A 17,907-nucleotide genomic window follows, 5' to 3' on the forward strand; every position below is an offset into this window, starting at 1 on the left:
TGAAACCGAGTAACCTCCAAAGGGAATGCTAGCTTTGACAATTGCCATTTCTGATTGTACAACATTTTCATTGCCATCTGTAACCTCCAAGTACACGTAGTATGTTCCATTCACGGTTGGAATAAAAACCCAAGTATTCGACGTAGCCCCAGAAACCGGATTGCCACCCACATACCATTGATAGCTGTATGGTATATATCCTCCCGAAACCATTGATGTGAACTCAACCGACTCCCCGACCCATATCGAGGCTGACAAAGGAAAAATCGAAACTAAAAGTCGAGGACGAACAGTTACCGAAGCTTCATCCGACTGCCCAGCGCTTCCAAAACTGTCCACAACATCCAGATAAACAGTGTAGAATCCCTCCATATCAGGCGCAAAAGTCCACGTCGAAGCCGTTGCACCAAGAACCGCCGAGCCGTTAAGACACCATTGATAAGAGTATTCAGGTATGCCTCCAGAGACTGCTGACGTGAAGGCTACGGATTCTCCAATCTTAATCCTCGTCGTCATCGGGCTTATCGAAACTGAGATAGGTAAAACTTCATATCGCAGAGAAAAAACCAAATCGTTGTAATCCCTGTCTCCTGCCCCAAACAAGTTCTCATAACCAATCAGGAACATGTAGGGATCATCCAAATTCCTGTAAACCTTAGCATGCTGCTCTAAATCAGGATTCCTAGAAATTTCAGTGAAATACCTATATTCTGGACTAAGCACAGAAAGACCAAACTCGTAATCAGCCGTAAACATTTTAGATATCGGGGGAGAAACATAGCCAGAACTGCCTTCTGGACCAGTAAAAATCACATTAAATACATCAGTACCAACCTCATAATAGCTAAGCTCATTCACATCACATAAACCAGCAAACTCAGCGTACAATGTAACATTAAATGTTCCCGCCGGAAACGTTTCAACAGTCGTTTCAGTCACACTCGTGAAGCCTAGATAATTTAAAATTTCTACCAAGGTTGGTTCCTGAGCATATACAGAAAGGACATAACAAGGAACAATTAGAAAGATAACAACAAGCATAGCTACACCGAAAGCTAACCTCGCCATCTCTCTCTTCTCCCTTCACCTAAATACATAACTTCCGTCCAACTTAAGATTTATGGAATTATTTTCTATTCTTTAATTCATGTCTCCTGCTAATTATTTTCCCCTCAATTAACCAGTCATGTTAAGCCGTAAATTAACAAAACGCTCATGATACTGAAAGCCACTTGAAGTCGCATTATAAATCCAAAGCTCAAAAAACAAATAACCACGAAACTCACTATTCGTCGAATTCCACGCTATCCTCTGGCTTCCCATATCGAACACAACATCGTTTAACACCATATTGTAAAACTCAACCTGCGAAAGCACTCCGTTAAGCCCGTAGTTAAAAGAAAAAGTCAAGGGAATCTCCCAAACACCTTCATCCTCAACAAAAGCAGTAATGTTGAAAAGCGCCGGCAAACTGCTCGGAGTACGATTACCAACTGGCCCAAAACTTGTCGGAGCCGACTGTGACTGATTGCGAAACTTCACCTCAACCAAATAATAAGCACAATACCCCAAACGATTCCCAACTCCCAAAAACACGCTACAATTACGATTACGCGTAACGTTAAACGGATAATCCTCAGCCACATGATTCGAATCTAGAATCCAAAGCTCAGTAAAAAACTCAGTCCGCGGAAGAACCAACAACCTACTAAGCGCAGGCGAAGCCACAAGCAAAACCAAAACACCCGTAACAACCATAAAAACAACCCTGTGCTCCTCCAAACTCACGCACCAGCACCCCCACCACGTCTCTTCTTAAAAAAGTGCCAAACAACAAAACCACCACAAACAACCACAACCACCCCCACAACAGAACCACCAAAAGTAACCACAAGATCCCAATAATACTCTTGAACCGCCTTCCCCGCCAAAGCGTCAGCCTCAGCAACAAAACCATCCAACTTACTTTCACTCTGACCAGCAAAATCAACCGCCGAATCAAAATCACCCCTACCATACGAAAGCTCAGCCCTAGAAAAAAGCTCCCCAGCCTCGCCAAGCCTCGCCAACAAAGCCGTAACGTTCGCTCCAACATCATCCGCCTCCGCAACAGCATCATAACAAAGAACAATCCTCTCCCCCGCCACAGCAACAGCAGCCACCGCCTCACCCTCACTTGCCCCGAAAACGCAAAACCCACCACAACTACTAAAAGCCAGCAAGACCAAAGCCACAAAAACCAGCACAAGCTTGACATGAAACACCATTATCTCACACAACATCCTAACTATTTCTTGCTAACCTCTTTTTTCGGCTAGGATTACCCGCTTGCGAATTCGTATACGTTTGCTCAAGCAAGCTTTTCTCTCTATCAATCTCACTCAACTCATCCTTCACATGCTCACGAAGCTTCCGATAAGCAGCAAACCTCTCCAAAAACCTCTCCCCCTTCGGAGCAACCACATAACAATCATCCTCACGATCAACACGCACCAGCCCAGACCCAAGAACCTCATCAAGATACCGGCACAACAACTTGTAGCTAAGATTAGCCTTATACATAATATGCGTCTTCTTAGCACCACCCCTAACAATCTCTAGAATCTCAGCTATAATCTGAAGCCTATTCCTATACTTCGCCAAACCAAACCCTTCCAGAACTCAACTCAGAAAAAACACACTAGAAACTACAAAAACACAGAAACCATTCACTTAGTTCTAATATGAAGCCAGCCTCTTCCACCCTTCTTCAACTGCAAACTTTGCTTCCTCCCATTCCTCGCCTTATCTTTGACCCAAGTTCTCCTCCGTCTCTTCCTCGCCTTTCGCTGAACAGCAGCAATTTCCCTACCAAACTTCCTCCAACCACCGACACTCGGAGAAGCCTCCTCCTGCTTAACTCTAACCTCATAAGGCGTCTCGTACTCCGCCAAAATCTCCCTAAAATCCAACTGCTTATAACACCTCGTAGCAACAATCACGGTACCGCGGTCGACAAAAAGCAACTCAAAATCCTTATCAGCTATTCCTTCAGCCCTAACCTTATCATCTATCCGCTCCCTCCACAAAAGCCTCCACTGCCGCTTAAGCTCATCCACAAAACCCTTCCACTCCATAGCACCCGCTGCACAATCCCCCCCTGACGGGAGCAGACAAGAATCAGTCATTACCTCACCTTTCTTCCAAGCAATGCGCCCTCAGAAACGCCTCCAACATTTAACTTCAAATTCAGAGATAGAACATAAATCGGCAATTTATAAACAATGTAGTATGAGTGTTCTGGACTACTAATATAGAACTAAATTCTACATCCTAGAACTTCCACCGAAAAAGACTAGACCAAAGATTCCCAAACCTAAAATAAAAACACCAAACATACTCTACCTGTGGTTGTTTTGCCAAAAATCGACCATTTCCTAAACCTAATCGAAGACGGAGCCTGGCACAACCTCAAGGAACTCTCAAAACAATCATGCATTCCAAAACAAAAACTCAAAACCCTATCCAAACTGCTATCAGAAACCAACATAATCGAATATAACACCGAAAAAAACCATGTTAGAATCAAACAAGAATGGAAACAAATGCTCAAAAGCACGCTCAGAGAACAAAACTGCGAAAAAGCCGCCGTAGGAACCATAATGCTACCACCAAAGAAGGGTATAAACGTACAAGGCATCCATGTAACAAACCTAACAGAAAAAGAACTAGAAATAAGTATGCGCATCAACAAAAAATTAGAAGAACTCGCCATAGGCATAATAGACTAGACTAAATCGACATAAACTCCTGAGCCTTACGCAACGTCTGCAACAAAATCTTGCCACTTTCCGTCGCTTTATACACGACTCGCCCATTGTTACCGTTCTCTTCTTTCAACAAGTCCTTCTCAAGCATCTCAGAAAGATAATGGTTAAAACGCAGAAAATTCAAGTTGGCACGATACATAATCCTAGTCTTATTTGCCCCATCCAAAGCTTCCGTAAGAACATCCATTATGACCTCCGTCCTACTTCTCCGAGCCATCGATGCCAACCCCTAATTTCGATTACTATCCTATAACCACATATATACCAGCATATTAAACTATAAAAAACTAACTACAGCCCTATGATAATCAAGCAAAAAATGATGATCTTTCACTCGTTCGTTTCTAGAAGAATATTCTGAAAAAAAGCCTCAGAAATTATTTAAGCTCACTCTGCGAAATCATTACAAAAGGGGCCACTTGAATGCAACTACAAATCGACAAAGTCATAGAACTGCTAAGAGACGGCAAGTGGCACACAATAAAAGAAATCAGTCAAAAAAGCAAAATACACGAATTTAAAGTAGAAATAGTAACTGATTTCCTAGCAGATTACTCTTTTCTTGAACTTAACAAGAAAGGAAAAAAAGCAAAATTATCAGAAGTGTTTACAGAATTTCTTAAAAAGCTACACCGACATAAGAGCCTGTAAGTTGCGGTAGGCCTTTAGAAAATCCAAGCCTCTCTCAGTAGTCTCAAAAAATTGGCTAGTCACACTCTCTCTTTTCGTGAACATTTTCAAAAGATCTTTGTTCAAAAGTAAACCCAAATAGATTTCCAACTGCCTAAAACTAAGGTTACACTTATACATAATAGAGGTTTTCCGCACCCCACCAGCAGCAGAAGTAAGTATACTGGCAATAATATCTAATCGGCCTCTGTGAGATAGCTTCACCTCACCTACTCTCTGAAACAAAACCCTTCTCACCAGACTCCTTTCTCGCGTCCCACTATATCTGTAATAGCTATACCAGAATATTTAAACGTTCTTTACCCGGAAAAAGGCAAAGAAAACATGCTGAAAAAGGCAAATATGACAAAACTTTAACATGAAAATTACAGAATTTCACCAAGCAGATGCGACTGAAAGACATCTATAACTTTTACAGAGACGAATCGCCCCAACAAACTCTGTCCATCACCATTTTTAAGTACAATGGGCTTATACGCAAAATTTCGCCCAACAACCGACCCTGGCTTTCCTATCTCGTCAACCAATATTCTCCCACTCCAACCACCCCAATCATTGTTTCGTTCGAAAGCAACCTGATGAACCAAGCCAGCCAAACATGCACTCCTCTGATTCACTTTTGAAGGCGGTACACGTGGCTTCAGACTTGCTGCAAGAGTTTTAGGTCTCGCAAAGAACTTAGAAATGTTAACTATGTCCGGTCTAACATCTTCAATTAGCTCCCGAGTATGCCTAAACGCTTCTTCAGTTTCCCCTGGAAACCCAACGATTACATCTGTCGCAATTGTTGATTGCGGAAACACTTTTTTGAACCTCTTAACCATTATGATGAAATCTTTTGTTGAATAAAAGCGGTTCATTCGTCTCAAAATGCCATCATCACCGCTCTGGACGGGCAAATGTAGAAACTTGAACACTTTTGCGCTTTGAAACGCCTCTCTCAGCTCGTCCATAATGCCTAAAAGGTTATTGGGCGTCATCATTCCGACACGAACAAAGAAATCCCCACTAACACCGCAGACACGCCTTAACAGCTCGGCTAGATTAGTGCCAACATCTTTCCCATAACATGCCGTGTCTTGGGATGTTAACCAGAACTCGCGAACACCCTCTGCAACGTCTTTTTCAACTTTATTCACGATCTCTTTAATGCCATAACTTCTTAGCTTTCCACGAGCAAAGCGGACACAGCAGTAAGTGCAAGAGCCTAAACATCCATAGTTTATGGGAATAATGCTTATCTTGAGATTGACATGTGTGTGAGGTAAATCGAGTCGCGGCATACTCAACGTAGCGTCGCTTAACCTTGTTACATGCATGCCCTTAGAGATTTGCTTTACCACATCAACAATTTTCTCCCCAAAAGCAGGACCAACGACTCCGTCAAAACGAACCTCTTTGCTCAGCCTTTCAAAGTTTATAAGCGGCAAGCATCCGGCTACAATAAGCCTCTTTTCCTTCGGTACTTCTTTCAGCAAGTGTATCATTCGATTTTCAGTAGGAGCTTTAACAGCACACGTATTGTAGAGCACCAACTCAGCATCTTGGAGATTACTTACTATTGTATGACCCGCACTCGAGAGGCAACCCGCAAGAACCTCTGCATCTGCGAGACTACTGGAACAGCCGAAGCCTTTAACGTATATTCGCATCACGGCACCATCATTAAAATATACAAATTTAAGTCACAAACAAAAACATAAACATTCTTTGAAAGAGAAACTTTTACACGAATGCGAAAGAGAATTAGAGCAACACTTAAAAAGACTATGTTCCAACATGTTTTAAGCATATTTGCAGCATGTTATATACATATATAACTTTAAAGCGCTATGCCTTTCTAATACCTACAGAAAGGAGGAGGCATAAAAACAGTGAAACTAATAACATTATATCTCCCCGAACCATACATTCGAGCATTAGATAGCCTTGTAAACGAACAATACTATCCAAATCGTGCAGAAGCCATTCGTGTGGCTATACGAGACATGTTATCTACCGAGGTTTGGGGGAGGAGACAAAATGGCTGGCGAAAAACCAACTAGCAAAGCTCTCCAACTCGCGTGGCAAGGTACTCTCGGACCAACTGATAGCATACAAGCGTCCAATCAATGCAAAATTGTAGTCATCGGAGTTGGAGACGCCGGAAACAACATAGTCACGCAACTAACAAAAATGGGAACTACAGGTATATACACAATAGCCATTAACACCGATTCACTTCACCTTAGCGCATCACAAGCAGACCAAAAGATGTTAATCGGCGAGAAATTGACCCGAGGGCTAGGTGTAGATGGAGATCCTACTTTAGGAAGAGCCGCCATCGGAGAATCACGGAAACAAATAGAAGAAATCCTAACAGATGTGAACGTTGTGTTTGTTACTGCTGGTCTAGGCGGCGGAACTGGAACAGGAGCTGCACCAGTAGTCGCAGAAATCGGTAGAAAAAAGGGCGCTATTACAATAGGAGTAGTCACGAAACCTTTTAGAATTGAAAAAGGCCGAATGAAACCAGCCTCTCGTGCGCTTACCGAACTCCGCCAGCAATGCGACACAGTAGTGGTGATTGACAACAACAAACTAACGGAACTTGTACCCCAACTTCCAATCGATGAAGCTTTCAAATTTGCGGATAAAGTGTTAGCCAACCTGATAAAGGGCATAGTAGAAACGATTTCAACGCCCAGCCTCATCAATCTTGACTTCGCTGACTTCAGAACCATTGTAAAACATGGCGGAGTTGCGGTAGTAGGAATAGGAGAGTCTAATGCACCTAACCGTGCCGAAGAAGCAGTACGCAACGCACTAAAAAGCCCACTGTTGGACATTGACTGTGCAGGAGCCACAGGCGCCCTCATCCACGTCACTGGCGATAGTCAAATGACAATTGAAGAAGCAAACCACATAGGAGAGATCATAACAGAGATGATGAACAACAATGCTCAGGTGATTTGGGGTGCAAGAGTGAACCCAGAGTTTAACGGAAGAATCAGAGTAACTTTGGTAATGACTGGCATCAACCCACCGCATAAACTGAGAGGGATTGGTTCAATAACACCTCAGCTTTTCAACCTAGAACCATATCCAGAACCTGAGAAAAAACTACCAGTAGATCTTGGCTTATACCAACTGGAAAACTTTGAAACCTAAACCCTTCCCCTTTACCTTTTCTTAGCGCGTAGAAACACTCTTTTCAACCTCACACCCCAAGGTATTGATCTACCAAAAGGCACCACAGCACCTCTTTTTATCGCTTTAACGACTTCATCAACTTCTTTTTCAGCATCGATAACAGTGTATGCCATTCCAACCTCAAGCGCATAATGAGCATCACTTCCTCCTGTTTGAGGAAAATTAAGTTTATCCGCCATTTTTCGGTTCTTACGCACTGAAAAGGAGAATGGTACTGCAGAAGAGTTGATGACTTCCATTGCATCGAAATTTTGATCAAGCTCTTCTTCTGCAATTCCTTTAAAGAACGCTGTTGGATGAGCAACTATAGCTAGTCCACCAGCATCATGTATTTGATCAATGGTTTCAACGAAAGATAGACCAGTTTTAATAGTGGTGTTAACGTTTATTGCCAAAACATGACCTTGCTTTGTTGTAATCTCAGCGCCGGGAATAACTAGTAGGCTTTTAATCTTGCTAAATTCTTGTAATCCATTGATGGTGTCATGATCAGTTATGGCAACTCCGTCTAAACCTTGCTTTTTTGAGTAAATGACCAATTCTTTAGGTGTAATGAAGGCGTCGAAAGAATATTTTGTGTGAACGTGCATGTCAATTTTTAAAGGCAAAGAGGTTTCACTTTATTTTGCTTCCTGCCTTAACTGGCTTGTCGGGTATGGGTATAAGGATTGAAATGTTTTTGTCGTCTTCTGCTGCTAAAATCATTACTTCTGAGTCTAAGCCGAAGATATGTTTAGGCTGAAGATTGACCAAAACTGCAATGTTCCTGCCTTCCAACTCTTTTAGCTCATAGTGCTGAGCGATGCCCGCCACAGCTTGTTTTAGTTCTCCAGCACCTACGTCAATTGTTAGCTTCACAAGGTTTTTAGATTTAGGAACATTTTCTGCCTTAATGATCTTGCCTACTCGTAAATCGAGCTTGGAGAACTCTTCAAATGTTATAGTTGACGGCGTAATTTTTGTTTTTTCCAACTTGTCTTGCAACTCCTTCGCGGTGACCTCTATCTTGCTAAATAACGGTTTTGACCCCCTTATCTTGTGACCTGAAGGTAAAAGTTTTGTTGCTTCACTCCATCTCCGTGAACGCATCTCATCCGTCAGATTGAGCAGAGTTGAGAGTTTAACAGCAGTGAAAGGAATGAATGGCTCAAGAGTTATTGCTAGGGTTTTGACAATTTGGACAGCAACGTAGAGCGTATTTGCGGCTTCTTGTCTGTCGGTCTTGACGAGGTTCCACGGTTCTTTCTCGTTAAAATACTTGTTCCCTATACGGCTGATGTCAATAATGTTTCTCAGAGCTGCTTGCAGTTTGCAGTCTTCTAGGTTTTGCGCTGCCTTTGCCACTTTTTTTTCCACAGATTTGAGAATACGTTTGTCGTAAGCGCCAAGGTTGTGTGCTTTTGGCACCGTGTTTGCAAAATGTTGGTTAACGAATGTTAGAGTTCTGTGTATGAAGTTGCCTAAAGTGTCATTGAGATCTGCGTTTACTTTTTCTATGAAAATTGTCCATGAAAAATTCGCATCTTTGGTTTCTGGGCGTGTGGATATGAGAAAGTAGCGCCAATAATCTGCTGAGAACAATTCTAATGCTTCGTCTATCGATATGCCTACTCTATGGCTTTTAGAAAACCTTTCGCCTTTGAATTGTAGAAATTCAGTTGAAGAAACATTCCATGGCAAGTTATAGTCTTCCTCTATCGCAAGAAGCAAAGCAGGAAGGATAATTACGTGAAAAGGGATGTTGTCTTTGCCGATAAAATACAAAGTTTTTGCATCTTTGTTAAACCAAAACTCGCGCCATCTTTTTTCCTCTCCACGGCTTTTGAAGTATTCAATTGTGGCCGAGACATACCCGAGAACCGCCTCAACCCAGACATATATCGTTTTGTTTTCTGCCCCTAGAAAAGGTGCTGGAATTCCCCATTTGTTATCTCGGGTTACTGCTCTGGGCTTGAGACCCTCGTTGATTATGTTCAGGCTGAATTTCCTTGCGTTAGAGGGTAGTCTCTTGTTACTTTCTATGAATTGGCGGAGTTCATCAGCGAATTTTGGTAGGTCAAGATACCAATGTTTCACTTTCCTTATTGTCGGTGTGGACTTACAGATTGTGCAGTAAAAGTCGACAAGTTTTGCTGGTTCAAGAAGACGACCACAAGATTCACACTGATCCCCCCGGGCACCTTCAACGCCACAATAGGGGCAGATGCCTTCTACAAATCTGTCTGGCAAGAAGCGCTTGCAGTTTGGGCAATATGGTAATTCGGTTTCTTGAACAAAGATGTAGCCTTTTTCGTATATTTTAGAGAAAATATTTTGGATGAATGCTTTATGCACAGGGCTTTCTGTTCGCGTGTAGTTGTCGAAGGAAATACCCCATTTCTTCCATAAGCTTACTACCTTTGCGTGGTTCTTGTCTGTAAGCTGTTTTGGCGGAATACCCAATCTAACGGCTTCTACTTCCACGGGTGTTCCATGCTCGTCGGAGCCGCTTACAAAAACTACGTCATCTCCTCTCAATCGATAATAACGAGCAGCAACATCTGCCGAGAGAATCGAACCTATCAAAGTGCCTAAATGAGGCATATAGTTAAGGTAAGGCCACGCACAAGTGACCACAACTTTACCGAGCGGAATGCACCTCCAGACTGTACAATGCTCTTAACATGTTACCTGTGCAGATACTTAAAGACAACGGAGTGAAAAAAAGAAAAAGAGTGAAGGTAGGTGTTATTGCTCTTTCTGCCACGTAACCCCAGGTCTACGTCCTGAAAGAAAGACGGCTGCAGCTATGATGATGGCGCCGATAATTGCTAATATTGCTACTACTGTAAGAAGCATCACTATGTTGTCTAGATCTCTGATCAATATTTGGTTTTCAGGTTGGGCAAGATAAACAGTCGCGCTACTTACTGTGTGCCAATCCCAAGAGATTGCTTTGCTAGTTCCTAAACCTATATAAACCGATGAAGTTACAGCTCTGCTATCATCTGGCACCGTAAACTCAATAGGATCAAGGGCATGTGTTGTGTTGCTGAGTACCGCGATTGACTCATCAAAAACAATAGAGAAATTGCCCTTTTCATCCCAACCATCTTCAGTTAACCTAAGCCAGTTGCTGAACATTATTGTTACATTCTTAATCTCTATAGGCTCATCTGCATCATTGTCTATTACGATATAAATCGTACCGCGTTCACCTGGATTGTAGATTCTCTTGTCCACATACACATTGTAGCTAGACGCGCCAACTGACGGTGTCAATACAATCGAAAGAATCGCCAAAGCCAAGACAATCACAACTAGTTTTTTCAAGATATCACCTACTCACTGTGTTCTAGTTTTTTTCTATTTAAAACTTGTTAGAGTAACCATTACGTTCCGAATTAAGTAGAGCCTTAGGATTAAGAAAAAAAGAATTTTGAATGTTAGTTTTCCATGGCTTTGGCTTTTTAACGTTCTTTAGCCATGGAATTGTAAGAGAGGCTTTTGAGAGTTTTTCAAATATCTCTTTTTCAATTTCTTCTTTTGTTGTCCCCGCGCTTTCTTCAACTAAGCCTATTACTATTACAGCTTTTCTCTTTCCCATAGGATTTGCCTCCAACAGACTTGATTGATGGCAGCGTCTTTAAGTTATGTTTCTTTAAGGAAATATTGCTGTTAGTGAATCCAAATCTAAACAAGACTGCCTATTATGCGCTAGCTGTGTATTGTTGTGCCAGCCTTACCCTCCAAGGCTTTCCTTCCCATTTCCAAAGAAGATATAACTGCCTTTTCTCCTCTAGCTTCCAAAAATTTTATAGCTGCTTCAACTTTAGGAGCCATACTCCCAAGAGCAAAATGTCCTTCTTGCAGATACCGCTTAGCTTCGACTATAGTTATTTCGTCTAGGTCAACTTGATTTGATTTTCCGTAATTAATGGAAACTTTTTCGACATCAGTCAACATGAGAAGAATCTCAGCTCCTATGTCGCTGGCAAATATTTGGGCGCCCAAATCTTTGTCAATCACAGCTACTACACCTTCTAAACTGCCATCATTTTTAACTATCACAGGAACTCCTCCTCCTCCCACCGCAATAACTACTGCACCGCTTTCGAACAACGTTCTAATCACGTCTTTTTCCACTATCTCTTTTGGTTGAGGCGAAGGCACCACTCGTCTGTACCCTCGCCCACTGTCTTCAACCATCACCCATTCCTTCTCTCTTCTCAGTTTTTCAGCTTCTGAAGAGTTGTAAAATGGTCCTATTGGTTTTGTGGGATTTTTGAAGGCAATGTCGTTTTTGTCAACTATTGCTTGTGTTGTGAGAGATACAACTGGAATGTTTATGCCAGCTTTGTTCATTTCATTCCGCATTGATTGTTGTAACATGTATCCGATCATGCCTTGACTTTGGGCTCCGCAAATGTCTAAGGGCATCGGTGGCAAGAGATCTTTTGAATGTTCATTCTTGAGAAGGATGTCTCCAACCTGGGGGCCGTTTCCGTGAGTTATTGCGATTTTATATCCGTCTTCAATCAGCCAGACAAGATGTTCACAGGTTTTTCTCACATTTTCAAATTGTTCCTCAGCCGTTCCTTCTTCTTTATGTTTTAAGATTGCATTTCCACCTAGGGCTACTAGCACTTTCTTACTCATGTAATCACCAGCTCTATGTATATGGCGATAGATAGAAAGGAGAGCATGTTGCGTTTTAAAGCCTTTTCGAAAAGAGGAAGCTTAACCACGTGTACGCACATTGCCCTGATTTCATACAGATCACAGGCGAATTCTCAAACAGATATTTCACGTCAAAGTGGAGATATTCCCGCAAACTCCCTTTTCTCAATGTTATATTCCCCTTACAATTCTCCGCACGTACACATAGCTTTGACCGACGCCTACCTAGACTATGTCATAAGAAGGCAATTGCGAAACAAGTTGATTTTAGCAGGTGTAAACCCTTGTTCTGTATTGCGTTGCTCTAGGAAAAATGATACCCCACTATTTTTTTCCTTTAAATTCAATGCGTCTAAATATCCAAATGATGACCTGCGTGGAGATCGTTTGACAGTGGTTTTCGCTCATACGAAGTGAATATATGTAGGTTTCCTATATTGAGAAGACTTTCAGGAGCTTTAGCAACATTGACAGGCTTTCTAGCAAAGATTAGGGCTGAGTTCTCCTTTATGCGAGGGAACCTGCTTACTCTTATTGTTAGTTGGCTCTTTGTCTACTTCACGTTCTCAATGACATTCTCGTTTGAATCCCCCTTCTTCAGGGAGCTTGGGGCACCTCCAGAGATAATTGGTATGATGGGTTCTGTTGGTGCTATGGTGTTGGGTTTGGTTCGGATTCCTGGGGCCGTTATCGCGGACAAGTATGGTAGAAGACAAATCATTGTGATGATGACCTTCGTCATCGCTTTCTCGTTTCTTTTCTACCTATTTGCTCCAGATTGGCGATTCGTCCTCATAGGAATGATAATTTCGAATCTCGCCTTGATCTATCAACCTGCTCTCGATGCCATACTCGCTGACTCTATTCCTTCTGAAAAGCGGGGAATGGGATATGCAGCTGTTAACGTGATCCCTAACATACCCACGATAGTGGCACCGGTAATCGCAGGTATCCTAGTGGAGACCTATGGCATTGTTCCAGGTATGCGAATAGTTTATACGATAATTTTCTTTTGTATACTAGCTGCAGCGATTATAAGGCTGCTCTTTCTGCGAGAAACCCTTGAGAATCCTCAAAGGATACAGCTCGGAGCACTGAAGGTGGCTTTCAAAGATTCTTTGGGTGCAATAAGAGAAGCATGGAAAGACATGTCAGCTACCCTCAAATTCGTAACTGTCGCGTTTTTAGTGAGCGCTTTTGAAGAACCAATGTTTCGTATGTTCACCGCACTCTACGTGTTCGACGTTGTTGGAGTTGGCAAGATGCAATGGGGCATCATTAACACTGCGTGGGTAGCAACCACGCTCATCTTTGGATTCCCGCTTGGTAAGGTAATAGACAAAATTGGTAGAAAGAGATCCATACTTACTGCTTACTTCCTCTTCATACCCTCGACCCTTCTATTCCTCACTTCTCGCAGTTTTACACAGCTATTCATTGTCTACCTGCTATTCGGCGTAGGAGGATGCTTGACCATACCAGCCTATAGCGCGTTATTAGCTGATTTGATTCCGAAAGAGAAAAGAGGTAGAATCATGGGAACAATTGTCACACTGAATATATTGGCGACAGTTCCTGCGTCAGCGCTTGGCGGGTTCCTTTATGGGGCATCCCCTGTCTACCCATTTATCTTAACCATGATCTTGGGAGCGACAGTCAGCCTGATAATACTCGTTGCAGTAAGAGAACCCAAAATTAGAGAAGAATAACTTAGCCTTCTATTCAGCTATACACGCGCATTGTCAGTTTCTAATGATGCATGCATGTCCGGGATATTTGTTATTTTGAAATTAATCTTGTATACCTGCAAGCTGGATAATTGCTGCAGCCAGAAACAATTATGAATGCGCGCGCAAGCTATTCATGTGAGAAACTGCACAAAAGGTACTTAAAAAAAAAGAGAAAATGAAGGGTTCCCAAATTGCCTTTACCGAGGCAAGTTATTTCTTTGGTATTCCATTATACCTTTGGCTTTGAGTCGTTCGACCTCCAGCATAGCATTCCTAAGTTCCTTGTGAAAGCCATAATATGCGTAATACGCAGAAACACCAAGATGCTTCTCTTCTCGGGAAGATAAGGGTAACTCAAAGCCACTGTCCTTTCCCAATGCCCGAAGTACTCTACGGACAAAGGAACCTTTTCCTAGTGGTTTAACCTTTCTCATTTGTTACCACCACACATAAATCTATACATATAGAGATACATAGGGATTATACTGTCATATGACGGCAAACGCTAACCGTCATTTGACGGCAATATGAATATATGTGGTGTTACCCACTATAATTTTGGTGTTTGGAATGACATTGTATGAAGTTGCTCTGAAAGTAGCAACCAAATCGTTTTTCACCGAACTAACACGTAGATTTCCATCTATGAGCGTTTTCATTTGGTGTAACAGAGAGAATGATGTTGTTGAGATTGTTGTAAGAGCCCCAGATGAATATCCTCTCGTTATGGAAGAGATTCGTGCACTCCCATTTATGGGAGTTATTGAAGAAATAACTGATGATCGAAGGCTCTATTTGAACGTGCATGAATGTCACTGTATGAAACATGATACAATTGTCAGACATATTGGGAAGCTAGATATTCTGAACATATTTCCAAATATGATAGAAAATGGCTGGACATACCACCGGCTTATAGTATTCAGACACAAAGATTTGGAAGAGCTTCTAACACGCTTTGAGAAATGGGATTGGTTCTACAAGATTCTGCGTAAGGTTCCTTTTGATGGGTTTGTTGCGAGTTCCCTTACTCTGTCTGCCGATGCTCTATTTTCTGGTCTGACAGAGAAGCAGATGGAAGCTATTCTTGTTGCACATCGCCATGGCTACTATAACCTACCGAGGGATTCTGATGTTAAGACAATTGCTGCAAAAGAGAAGGTTCCACGAACAACGTTTCAAGAGCATCTCTCGAAGGCTGAAAACAAGCTTTTGACAGCTCTACTTCCAAATATCAAACTGTTTTACCATGCTTCGCCAGAGAGAAGAAAAAGCCTTAGGGTAAAGCGGAGTCACTCCCTGATACCTCTGAGTCGGCAGTTAGCAAGATAAGCACTTTGATGCGCGCGATGTATGGAAATGCATGCACTAATCTACACTCAACTCGTTAACTTCGAAAGCGACGAGTTTCATGTCAAAACTTCTAAGACTTAGACAAGGCTTGCAAGTTGGTTGAAGCTGGATTCGAATCTGTTACAACGATGAATGGATATCAAATCTTTCGAAAGAGAAAATAGCCAAACATGCAGTTATTTTGAAAACTCCATTAGTTATAAATATAGTTCAAATGTGTCCGAAAAACCATTATTTTAGCCTTTCTTTGGGACAAAACGGGACAAATTGCGCGCGCAACCTATGCGTGCACTCTATTGTTCCAGAAGGTTTGCGGCTTTTTCCATGTTGGAGACAATGTCTACTTCAAATGGGCAGCGATCAACGCAGACGCCGCACTTGATGCATTCGGAGGCCTTGGATTGAAGGGTGGTGTATTTGGCCTTCATTTCTTCGGTCAAACGGAACTTCGCAATATCAAGCAGGCGTGTGACTTCTCCTATGTCGATGTTAGAGGGACATGGAAGACAGTGATTGCAGTAGACGCATTGGCCAGTTTCGTATTCTTTGAAATTGTTGAGGATTTCCGAGAAATCCTTCTCTTCGGCTGTTGAGCCAACGTAGGATAAGATGCCATCAAGCTCTTCAATGCTTCTTACCCCTGGTATAGTCGTGGAGACGCCTATTTGCGAAAGAACGTAGGCGAGGCAGTGGATTGGCGTCATAGATGATGGAATTTTCAATTTGACTCTCTCACCGCCCCCTTTCCTAATCGGTGCAATTCCAACTGTTTTACTTTGCCGCAAAAGATAACCTCCTGCAAAGGGTTTCATAGCCACCAGACCCACGCTTTCTCGGGCGCAAGCAGCTAGCGCCTCGTTTCTCCCTAGTAGGGCGTTGTTTGCCATGTTGACTTGGAAGGTCACGACGTCAAATCTTCCACTTTCCGCAGCTTTCTTAACAACAGAAACATCATGTGTGCTTATCCCGACCAAACGCGCCTTTCCTTCATCTCTCAGACGATGCGCGAGCTCTAGCACCCCGTGATCAGAAGATATTTCCTCGAATTCTTTCATGTCTTTGACGTAGTGTACATTAATGATGTCAATGTAATCTGTGCCCAGCGTGGACAAGGCATTCAAGAATGTACTTTCACACTTATTGATGCTACGAGTCTTAAAATATCGACCGTTTCTGTCAGCTGATCCAAGGTGACTTGTGAGAATGACTCTGTCTCTTCTATCTTGGAAGGCAGCGCCAAAATTCTCGAGGTAGACAGAAAAGTTGAAGAGGAGATCGAAGTAGTTGATTCCGTTCTCGATGGCTTTACCGACAACTGACATGACGGTTTCCTTGCTTGCTCTTTTGAGATGCTCAGTTCCCAATCCTATTTCGCCGACTTTCAAGCCTGTTTTGCCTAAGTCACGAAGAATCATCTGGCCAAACCATCTTTGTTTTTAAACATGAAATGTCGAGCTTGTGAAATTTAATGCGAAGAATATTAAGATTATTGCGACCGATGGCGCAACCAGAGACGCACCAGCAATCCTATTAGACTGAAAAGTGCCCCATGCTCGTTTTCAGGGAGATTTTAGCCCAATTTCCTTTTTTACGCGCGCGTTCAATCTTATCCTAGATTGGCAGCAGTAGCCTTTGCACGTGTGCGACAGTGTTTTAGGTGAGGACGACAATGATAAAAACTGGGAGAAGAAACTATTTGACAATTTTAGATTCCAGATTATTGAACACTTTAGAGGAAAAGTATGGCCCGCTTTGGGAAACGATCTGGCCTGAAGAATACTCTTTCAAAGACCAGTTCAAAAAGTTGGTCATCACTATTCTTTCCCAGAATACAAGCAACGCCAATACTATCCGCGCCTACAGGGGTTTGGCAGCAAAGTTTGAAATTACGCCCGAAGTGCTTGCGTCTGCAGATATTGATCAGTTGAAAGAGGCTATTAGAAGCGGAGGACTTTATAACATCAAGGCTAAACGTCTAAGAGACATCTCAAAAGCTGTCTTAGAAAAGTTTAACGGCGATGTTGAATCAGTGCTTGCTTTGCCGAAAGAAGAGGCAAAAACGAATTTGATGGAGTTACCCGGTATTGGTGACAAAACTGCGGATGTTCTTTTAACAAGCAGATATTCATATCAAAAGATTCTGCCTATCGACACTCATTTCGACAGAGTAGCCAAGAGGGTCGGAATAGCAAAAACCAACGCTAACTACAACGAAGTACAGGAAGCCTACATGAAATTTCTACCAGAAGCATATCGAGAACGAGCCTCAGGCTTACTTTGGCTACTTGCCAAAAACACTTGCAGAGCACAGAACCCGAAATGTGGTGAGTGTCCCCTAAAAGAAATATGTGAATATGGAACAAATCACTAAAGCCCTCACACTTCCAACTAATGTATGAAAGAACATGTCTCTAATGTTCATGTCGTTGTCGAAGTTCACTTGAAAATTGCCGTTTCCTACACACAATTCTCTG

At 42.4% G+C, this 17,907-nt stretch carries 21 protein-coding genes; 7 read left to right on the forward strand and 14 right to left on the reverse strand.

Features of this window, described 5'->3' with window-relative positions:
* The 5 genes from OEX01_05255 to OEX01_05275 form a co-directional block, all read right to left on the reverse strand.
* On the reverse strand, positions 1–1,068 hold a 1,068-nt coding region (locus OEX01_05255), incomplete at its 3' end, for a PKD domain-containing protein (GenBank protein MDH5448393.1).
* Positions 1,069–1,176: 108 nt separating this feature from the next.
* Positions 1,177–1,788, reverse strand: a complete 612-nt coding sequence (locus OEX01_05260) for a DUF1616 domain-containing protein (GenBank protein MDH5448394.1) — start codon at positions 1,786–1,788, stop codon at positions 1,177–1,179.
* Complete coding sequence (locus OEX01_05265; protein ID MDH5448395.1) at positions 1,785–2,267, reverse strand: hypothetical protein; 483 nt, start codon at positions 2,265–2,267, stop codon at positions 1,785–1,787. The genes OEX01_05260 and OEX01_05265 overlap by 4 nt, the downstream gene beginning before the upstream one ends.
* Positions 2,268–2,283: 16 nt before the next feature.
* Complete coding sequence (locus OEX01_05270; protein ID MDH5448396.1) at positions 2,284–2,643, reverse strand: winged helix-turn-helix domain-containing protein; 360 nt, start codon at positions 2,641–2,643, stop codon at positions 2,284–2,286.
* Between the two features lie 65 nt (positions 2,644–2,708).
* The gene (locus tag OEX01_05275) at positions 2,709–3,167 is read right to left on the reverse strand and encodes a hypothetical protein (protein ID MDH5448397.1); all 459 of its coding nucleotides are present in this window, start codon (positions 3,165–3,167) and stop codon (positions 2,709–2,711) included.
* A gap of 228 nt (positions 3,168–3,395) precedes the next feature.
* On the opposite strand from OEX01_05275, the gene OEX01_05280 reads away from it, so the two are divergent.
* Positions 3,396–3,770 carry a hypothetical protein gene (locus tag OEX01_05280; protein ID MDH5448398.1) on the forward strand — a complete coding sequence of 125 codons (375 nt, stop codon included), beginning with the start codon at positions 3,396–3,398 and terminating at the stop codon, positions 3,768–3,770.
* Between the two features lies 1 nt (position 3,771).
* Here the strand turns inward: OEX01_05280 and OEX01_05285 are convergent, their stop codons facing one another.
* Positions 3,772–4,026 carry a winged helix-turn-helix domain-containing protein gene (locus OEX01_05285; protein MDH5448399.1) on the reverse strand — a complete coding sequence of 85 codons (255 nt, stop codon included), beginning with the start codon at positions 4,024–4,026 and terminating at the stop codon, positions 3,772–3,774.
* A gap of 206 nt (positions 4,027–4,232) precedes the next feature.
* Here OEX01_05285 and OEX01_05290 point away from each other — a divergent pair, with 206 nt between their 5' ends.
* Positions 4,233–4,460, forward strand: a complete 228-nt coding sequence (locus OEX01_05290) for a hypothetical protein (protein ID MDH5448400.1) — start codon at positions 4,233–4,235, stop codon at positions 4,458–4,460.
* A gap of 404 nt (positions 4,461–4,864) precedes the next feature.
* Here the strand turns inward: OEX01_05290 and OEX01_05295 are convergent, their stop codons facing one another.
* A complete protein-coding gene (locus tag OEX01_05295; protein MDH5448401.1) occupies positions 4,865–6,151 on the reverse strand; it encodes a tRNA (N(6)-L-threonylcarbamoyladenosine(37)-C(2))-methylthiotransferase in 1,287 nt (428 codons plus the stop codon).
* A gap of 222 nt (positions 6,152–6,373) precedes the next feature.
* On the opposite strand from OEX01_05295, the gene OEX01_05300 reads away from it, so the two are divergent.
* Both OEX01_05300 and ftsZ read left to right on the forward strand, forming a co-directional pair.
* Positions 6,374–6,544 (forward strand): ribbon-helix-helix domain-containing protein, encoded by a 171-nt coding sequence (locus tag OEX01_05300; protein ID MDH5448402.1) that lies wholly within the window; start codon positions 6,374–6,376, stop codon positions 6,542–6,544.
* On the forward strand, positions 6,522–7,649 hold the full coding sequence (ftsZ, locus tag OEX01_05305; protein ID MDH5448403.1) for a cell division protein FtsZ: 1,128 nt from the start codon (positions 6,522–6,524) through the stop codon (positions 7,647–7,649). The genes OEX01_05300 and ftsZ overlap by 23 nt, the downstream gene beginning before the upstream one ends.
* An 11-nt stretch (positions 7,650–7,660) precedes the next feature.
* On the opposite strand, the gene OEX01_05310 is transcribed toward ftsZ, so the two are convergent.
* The 5 genes from OEX01_05310 to arcC all read right to left on the reverse strand — a co-directional run bounded on the left by OEX01_05310 (position 7,661) and on the right by arcC (position 12,329).
* The gene (locus tag OEX01_05310; GenBank protein ID MDH5448404.1) at positions 7,661–8,281 is read right to left on the reverse strand and encodes a CehA/McbA family metallohydrolase; all 621 of its coding nucleotides are present in this window, start codon (positions 8,279–8,281) and stop codon (positions 7,661–7,663) included.
* A 25-nt stretch (positions 8,282–8,306) separates the two neighbouring features.
* Positions 8,307–10,307, reverse strand: a complete 2,001-nt coding sequence (metG, locus tag OEX01_05315; GenBank protein ID MDH5448405.1) for a methionine--tRNA ligase — start codon at positions 10,305–10,307, stop codon at positions 8,307–8,309.
* Between the two features lie 111 nt (positions 10,308–10,418).
* Positions 10,419–11,003: a hypothetical protein gene (locus OEX01_05320; protein MDH5448406.1), complete on the reverse strand. Its 585-nt coding sequence runs from the start codon at positions 11,001–11,003 to the stop codon at positions 10,419–10,421.
* Positions 11,004–11,040: 37 nt separating this feature from the next.
* Positions 11,041–11,277 carry a hypothetical protein gene (locus tag OEX01_05325; protein MDH5448407.1) on the reverse strand — a complete coding sequence of 79 codons (237 nt, stop codon included), beginning with the start codon at positions 11,275–11,277 and terminating at the stop codon, positions 11,041–11,043.
* A 110-nt stretch (positions 11,278–11,387) separates the two neighbouring features.
* The gene (gene arcC / locus OEX01_05330) at positions 11,388–12,329 is read right to left on the reverse strand and encodes a carbamate kinase (protein MDH5448408.1); all 942 of its coding nucleotides are present in this window, start codon (positions 12,327–12,329) and stop codon (positions 11,388–11,390) included.
* 458 nt (positions 12,330–12,787) lie between these two features.
* On the opposite strand from arcC, the gene OEX01_05335 reads away from it, so the two are divergent.
* Positions 12,788–14,059 (forward strand): MFS transporter, encoded by a 1,272-nt coding sequence (locus tag OEX01_05335; GenBank protein ID MDH5448409.1) that lies wholly within the window; start codon positions 12,788–12,790, stop codon positions 14,057–14,059.
* A 218-nt stretch (positions 14,060–14,277) separates the two neighbouring features.
* Here OEX01_05335 and OEX01_05340 read toward each other — a convergent pair whose 3' ends face one another.
* Positions 14,278–14,514, reverse strand: a complete 237-nt coding sequence (locus tag OEX01_05340; GenBank protein MDH5448410.1) for a hypothetical protein — start codon at positions 14,512–14,514, stop codon at positions 14,278–14,280.
* A 136-nt stretch (positions 14,515–14,650) separates the two neighbouring features.
* Here OEX01_05340 and OEX01_05345 point away from each other — a divergent pair, with 136 nt between their 5' ends.
* On the forward strand, positions 14,651–15,412 hold the full coding sequence (locus OEX01_05345) for a helix-turn-helix domain-containing protein (GenBank protein MDH5448411.1): 762 nt from the start codon (positions 14,651–14,653) through the stop codon (positions 15,410–15,412).
* Between the two features lie 314 nt (positions 15,413–15,726).
* On the opposite strand, the gene OEX01_05350 is transcribed toward OEX01_05345, so the two are convergent.
* On the reverse strand, positions 15,727–16,848 hold the full coding sequence (locus OEX01_05350; protein MDH5448412.1) for an aldo/keto reductase: 1,122 nt from the start codon (positions 16,846–16,848) through the stop codon (positions 15,727–15,729).
* Positions 16,849–17,102: 254 nt separating this feature from the next.
* Here OEX01_05350 and OEX01_05355 point away from each other — a divergent pair, with 254 nt between their 5' ends.
* Positions 17,103–17,804, forward strand: a complete 702-nt coding sequence (locus OEX01_05355; protein MDH5448413.1) for an endonuclease III — start codon at positions 17,103–17,105, stop codon at positions 17,802–17,804.
* The last annotated feature ends 103 nt before the right edge of the window (positions 17,805–17,907 follow it).

This window comes from Candidatus Bathyarchaeota archaeon (assembly GCA_029882535.1).
GTDB lineage: Archaea > Thermoproteota > Bathyarchaeia > Bathyarchaeales > SOJC01 > JAOUKM01.

Bases quoted from the DNA above. Each gene is read 5' to 3' on its own strand.
- OEX01_05265 (MDH5448395.1), bottom strand. From the start codon at position 2,267: ATGGTGTTTCATGTCAAGCTTGTGCTGGTTTTTGTGGCTTTGGTCTTG.
- OEX01_05275 (MDH5448397.1), bottom strand. From the start codon at position 3,167: ATGACTGATTCTTGTCTGCTCCCGTCAGGGGGGGATTGTGCAGCGGGT.
- OEX01_05285 (MDH5448399.1), bottom strand. From the start codon at position 4,026: ATGGCTCGGAGAAGTAGGACGGAGGTCATAATGGATGTTCTTACGGAA.
- OEX01_05290 (MDH5448400.1), top strand. From the start codon at position 4,233: ATGCAACTACAAATCGACAAAGTCATAGAACTGCTAAGAGACGGCAAG.
- OEX01_05295 (MDH5448401.1), bottom strand. From the start codon at position 6,151: ATGCGAATATACGTTAAAGGCTTCGGCTGTTCCAGTAGTCTCGCAGAT.
- ftsZ (MDH5448403.1), top strand. From the start codon at position 6,522: ATGGCTGGCGAAAAACCAACTAGCAAAGCTCTCCAACTCGCGTGGCAA.
- OEX01_05310 (MDH5448404.1), bottom strand. From the start codon at position 8,281: ATGCACGTTCACACAAAATATTCTTTCGACGCCTTCATTACACCTAAA.
- OEX01_05325 (MDH5448407.1), bottom strand. From the start codon at position 11,277: ATGGGAAAGAGAAAAGCTGTAATAGTAATAGGCTTAGTTGAAGAAAGC.
- arcC (MDH5448408.1), bottom strand. From the start codon at position 12,329: ATGAGTAAGAAAGTGCTAGTAGCCCTAGGTGGAAATGCAATCTTAAAA.
- OEX01_05340 (MDH5448410.1), bottom strand. From the start codon at position 14,514: ATGAGAAAGGTTAAACCACTAGGAAAAGGTTCCTTTGTCCGTAGAGTA.
- OEX01_05345 (MDH5448411.1), top strand. From the start codon at position 14,651: ATGACATTGTATGAAGTTGCTCTGAAAGTAGCAACCAAATCGTTTTTC.
- OEX01_05350 (MDH5448412.1), bottom strand. From the start codon at position 16,848: ATGATTCTTCGTGACTTAGGCAAAACAGGCTTGAAAGTCGGCGAAATA.
- OEX01_05355 (MDH5448413.1), top strand. From the start codon at position 17,103: ATGATAAAAACTGGGAGAAGAAACTATTTGACAATTTTAGATTCCAGA.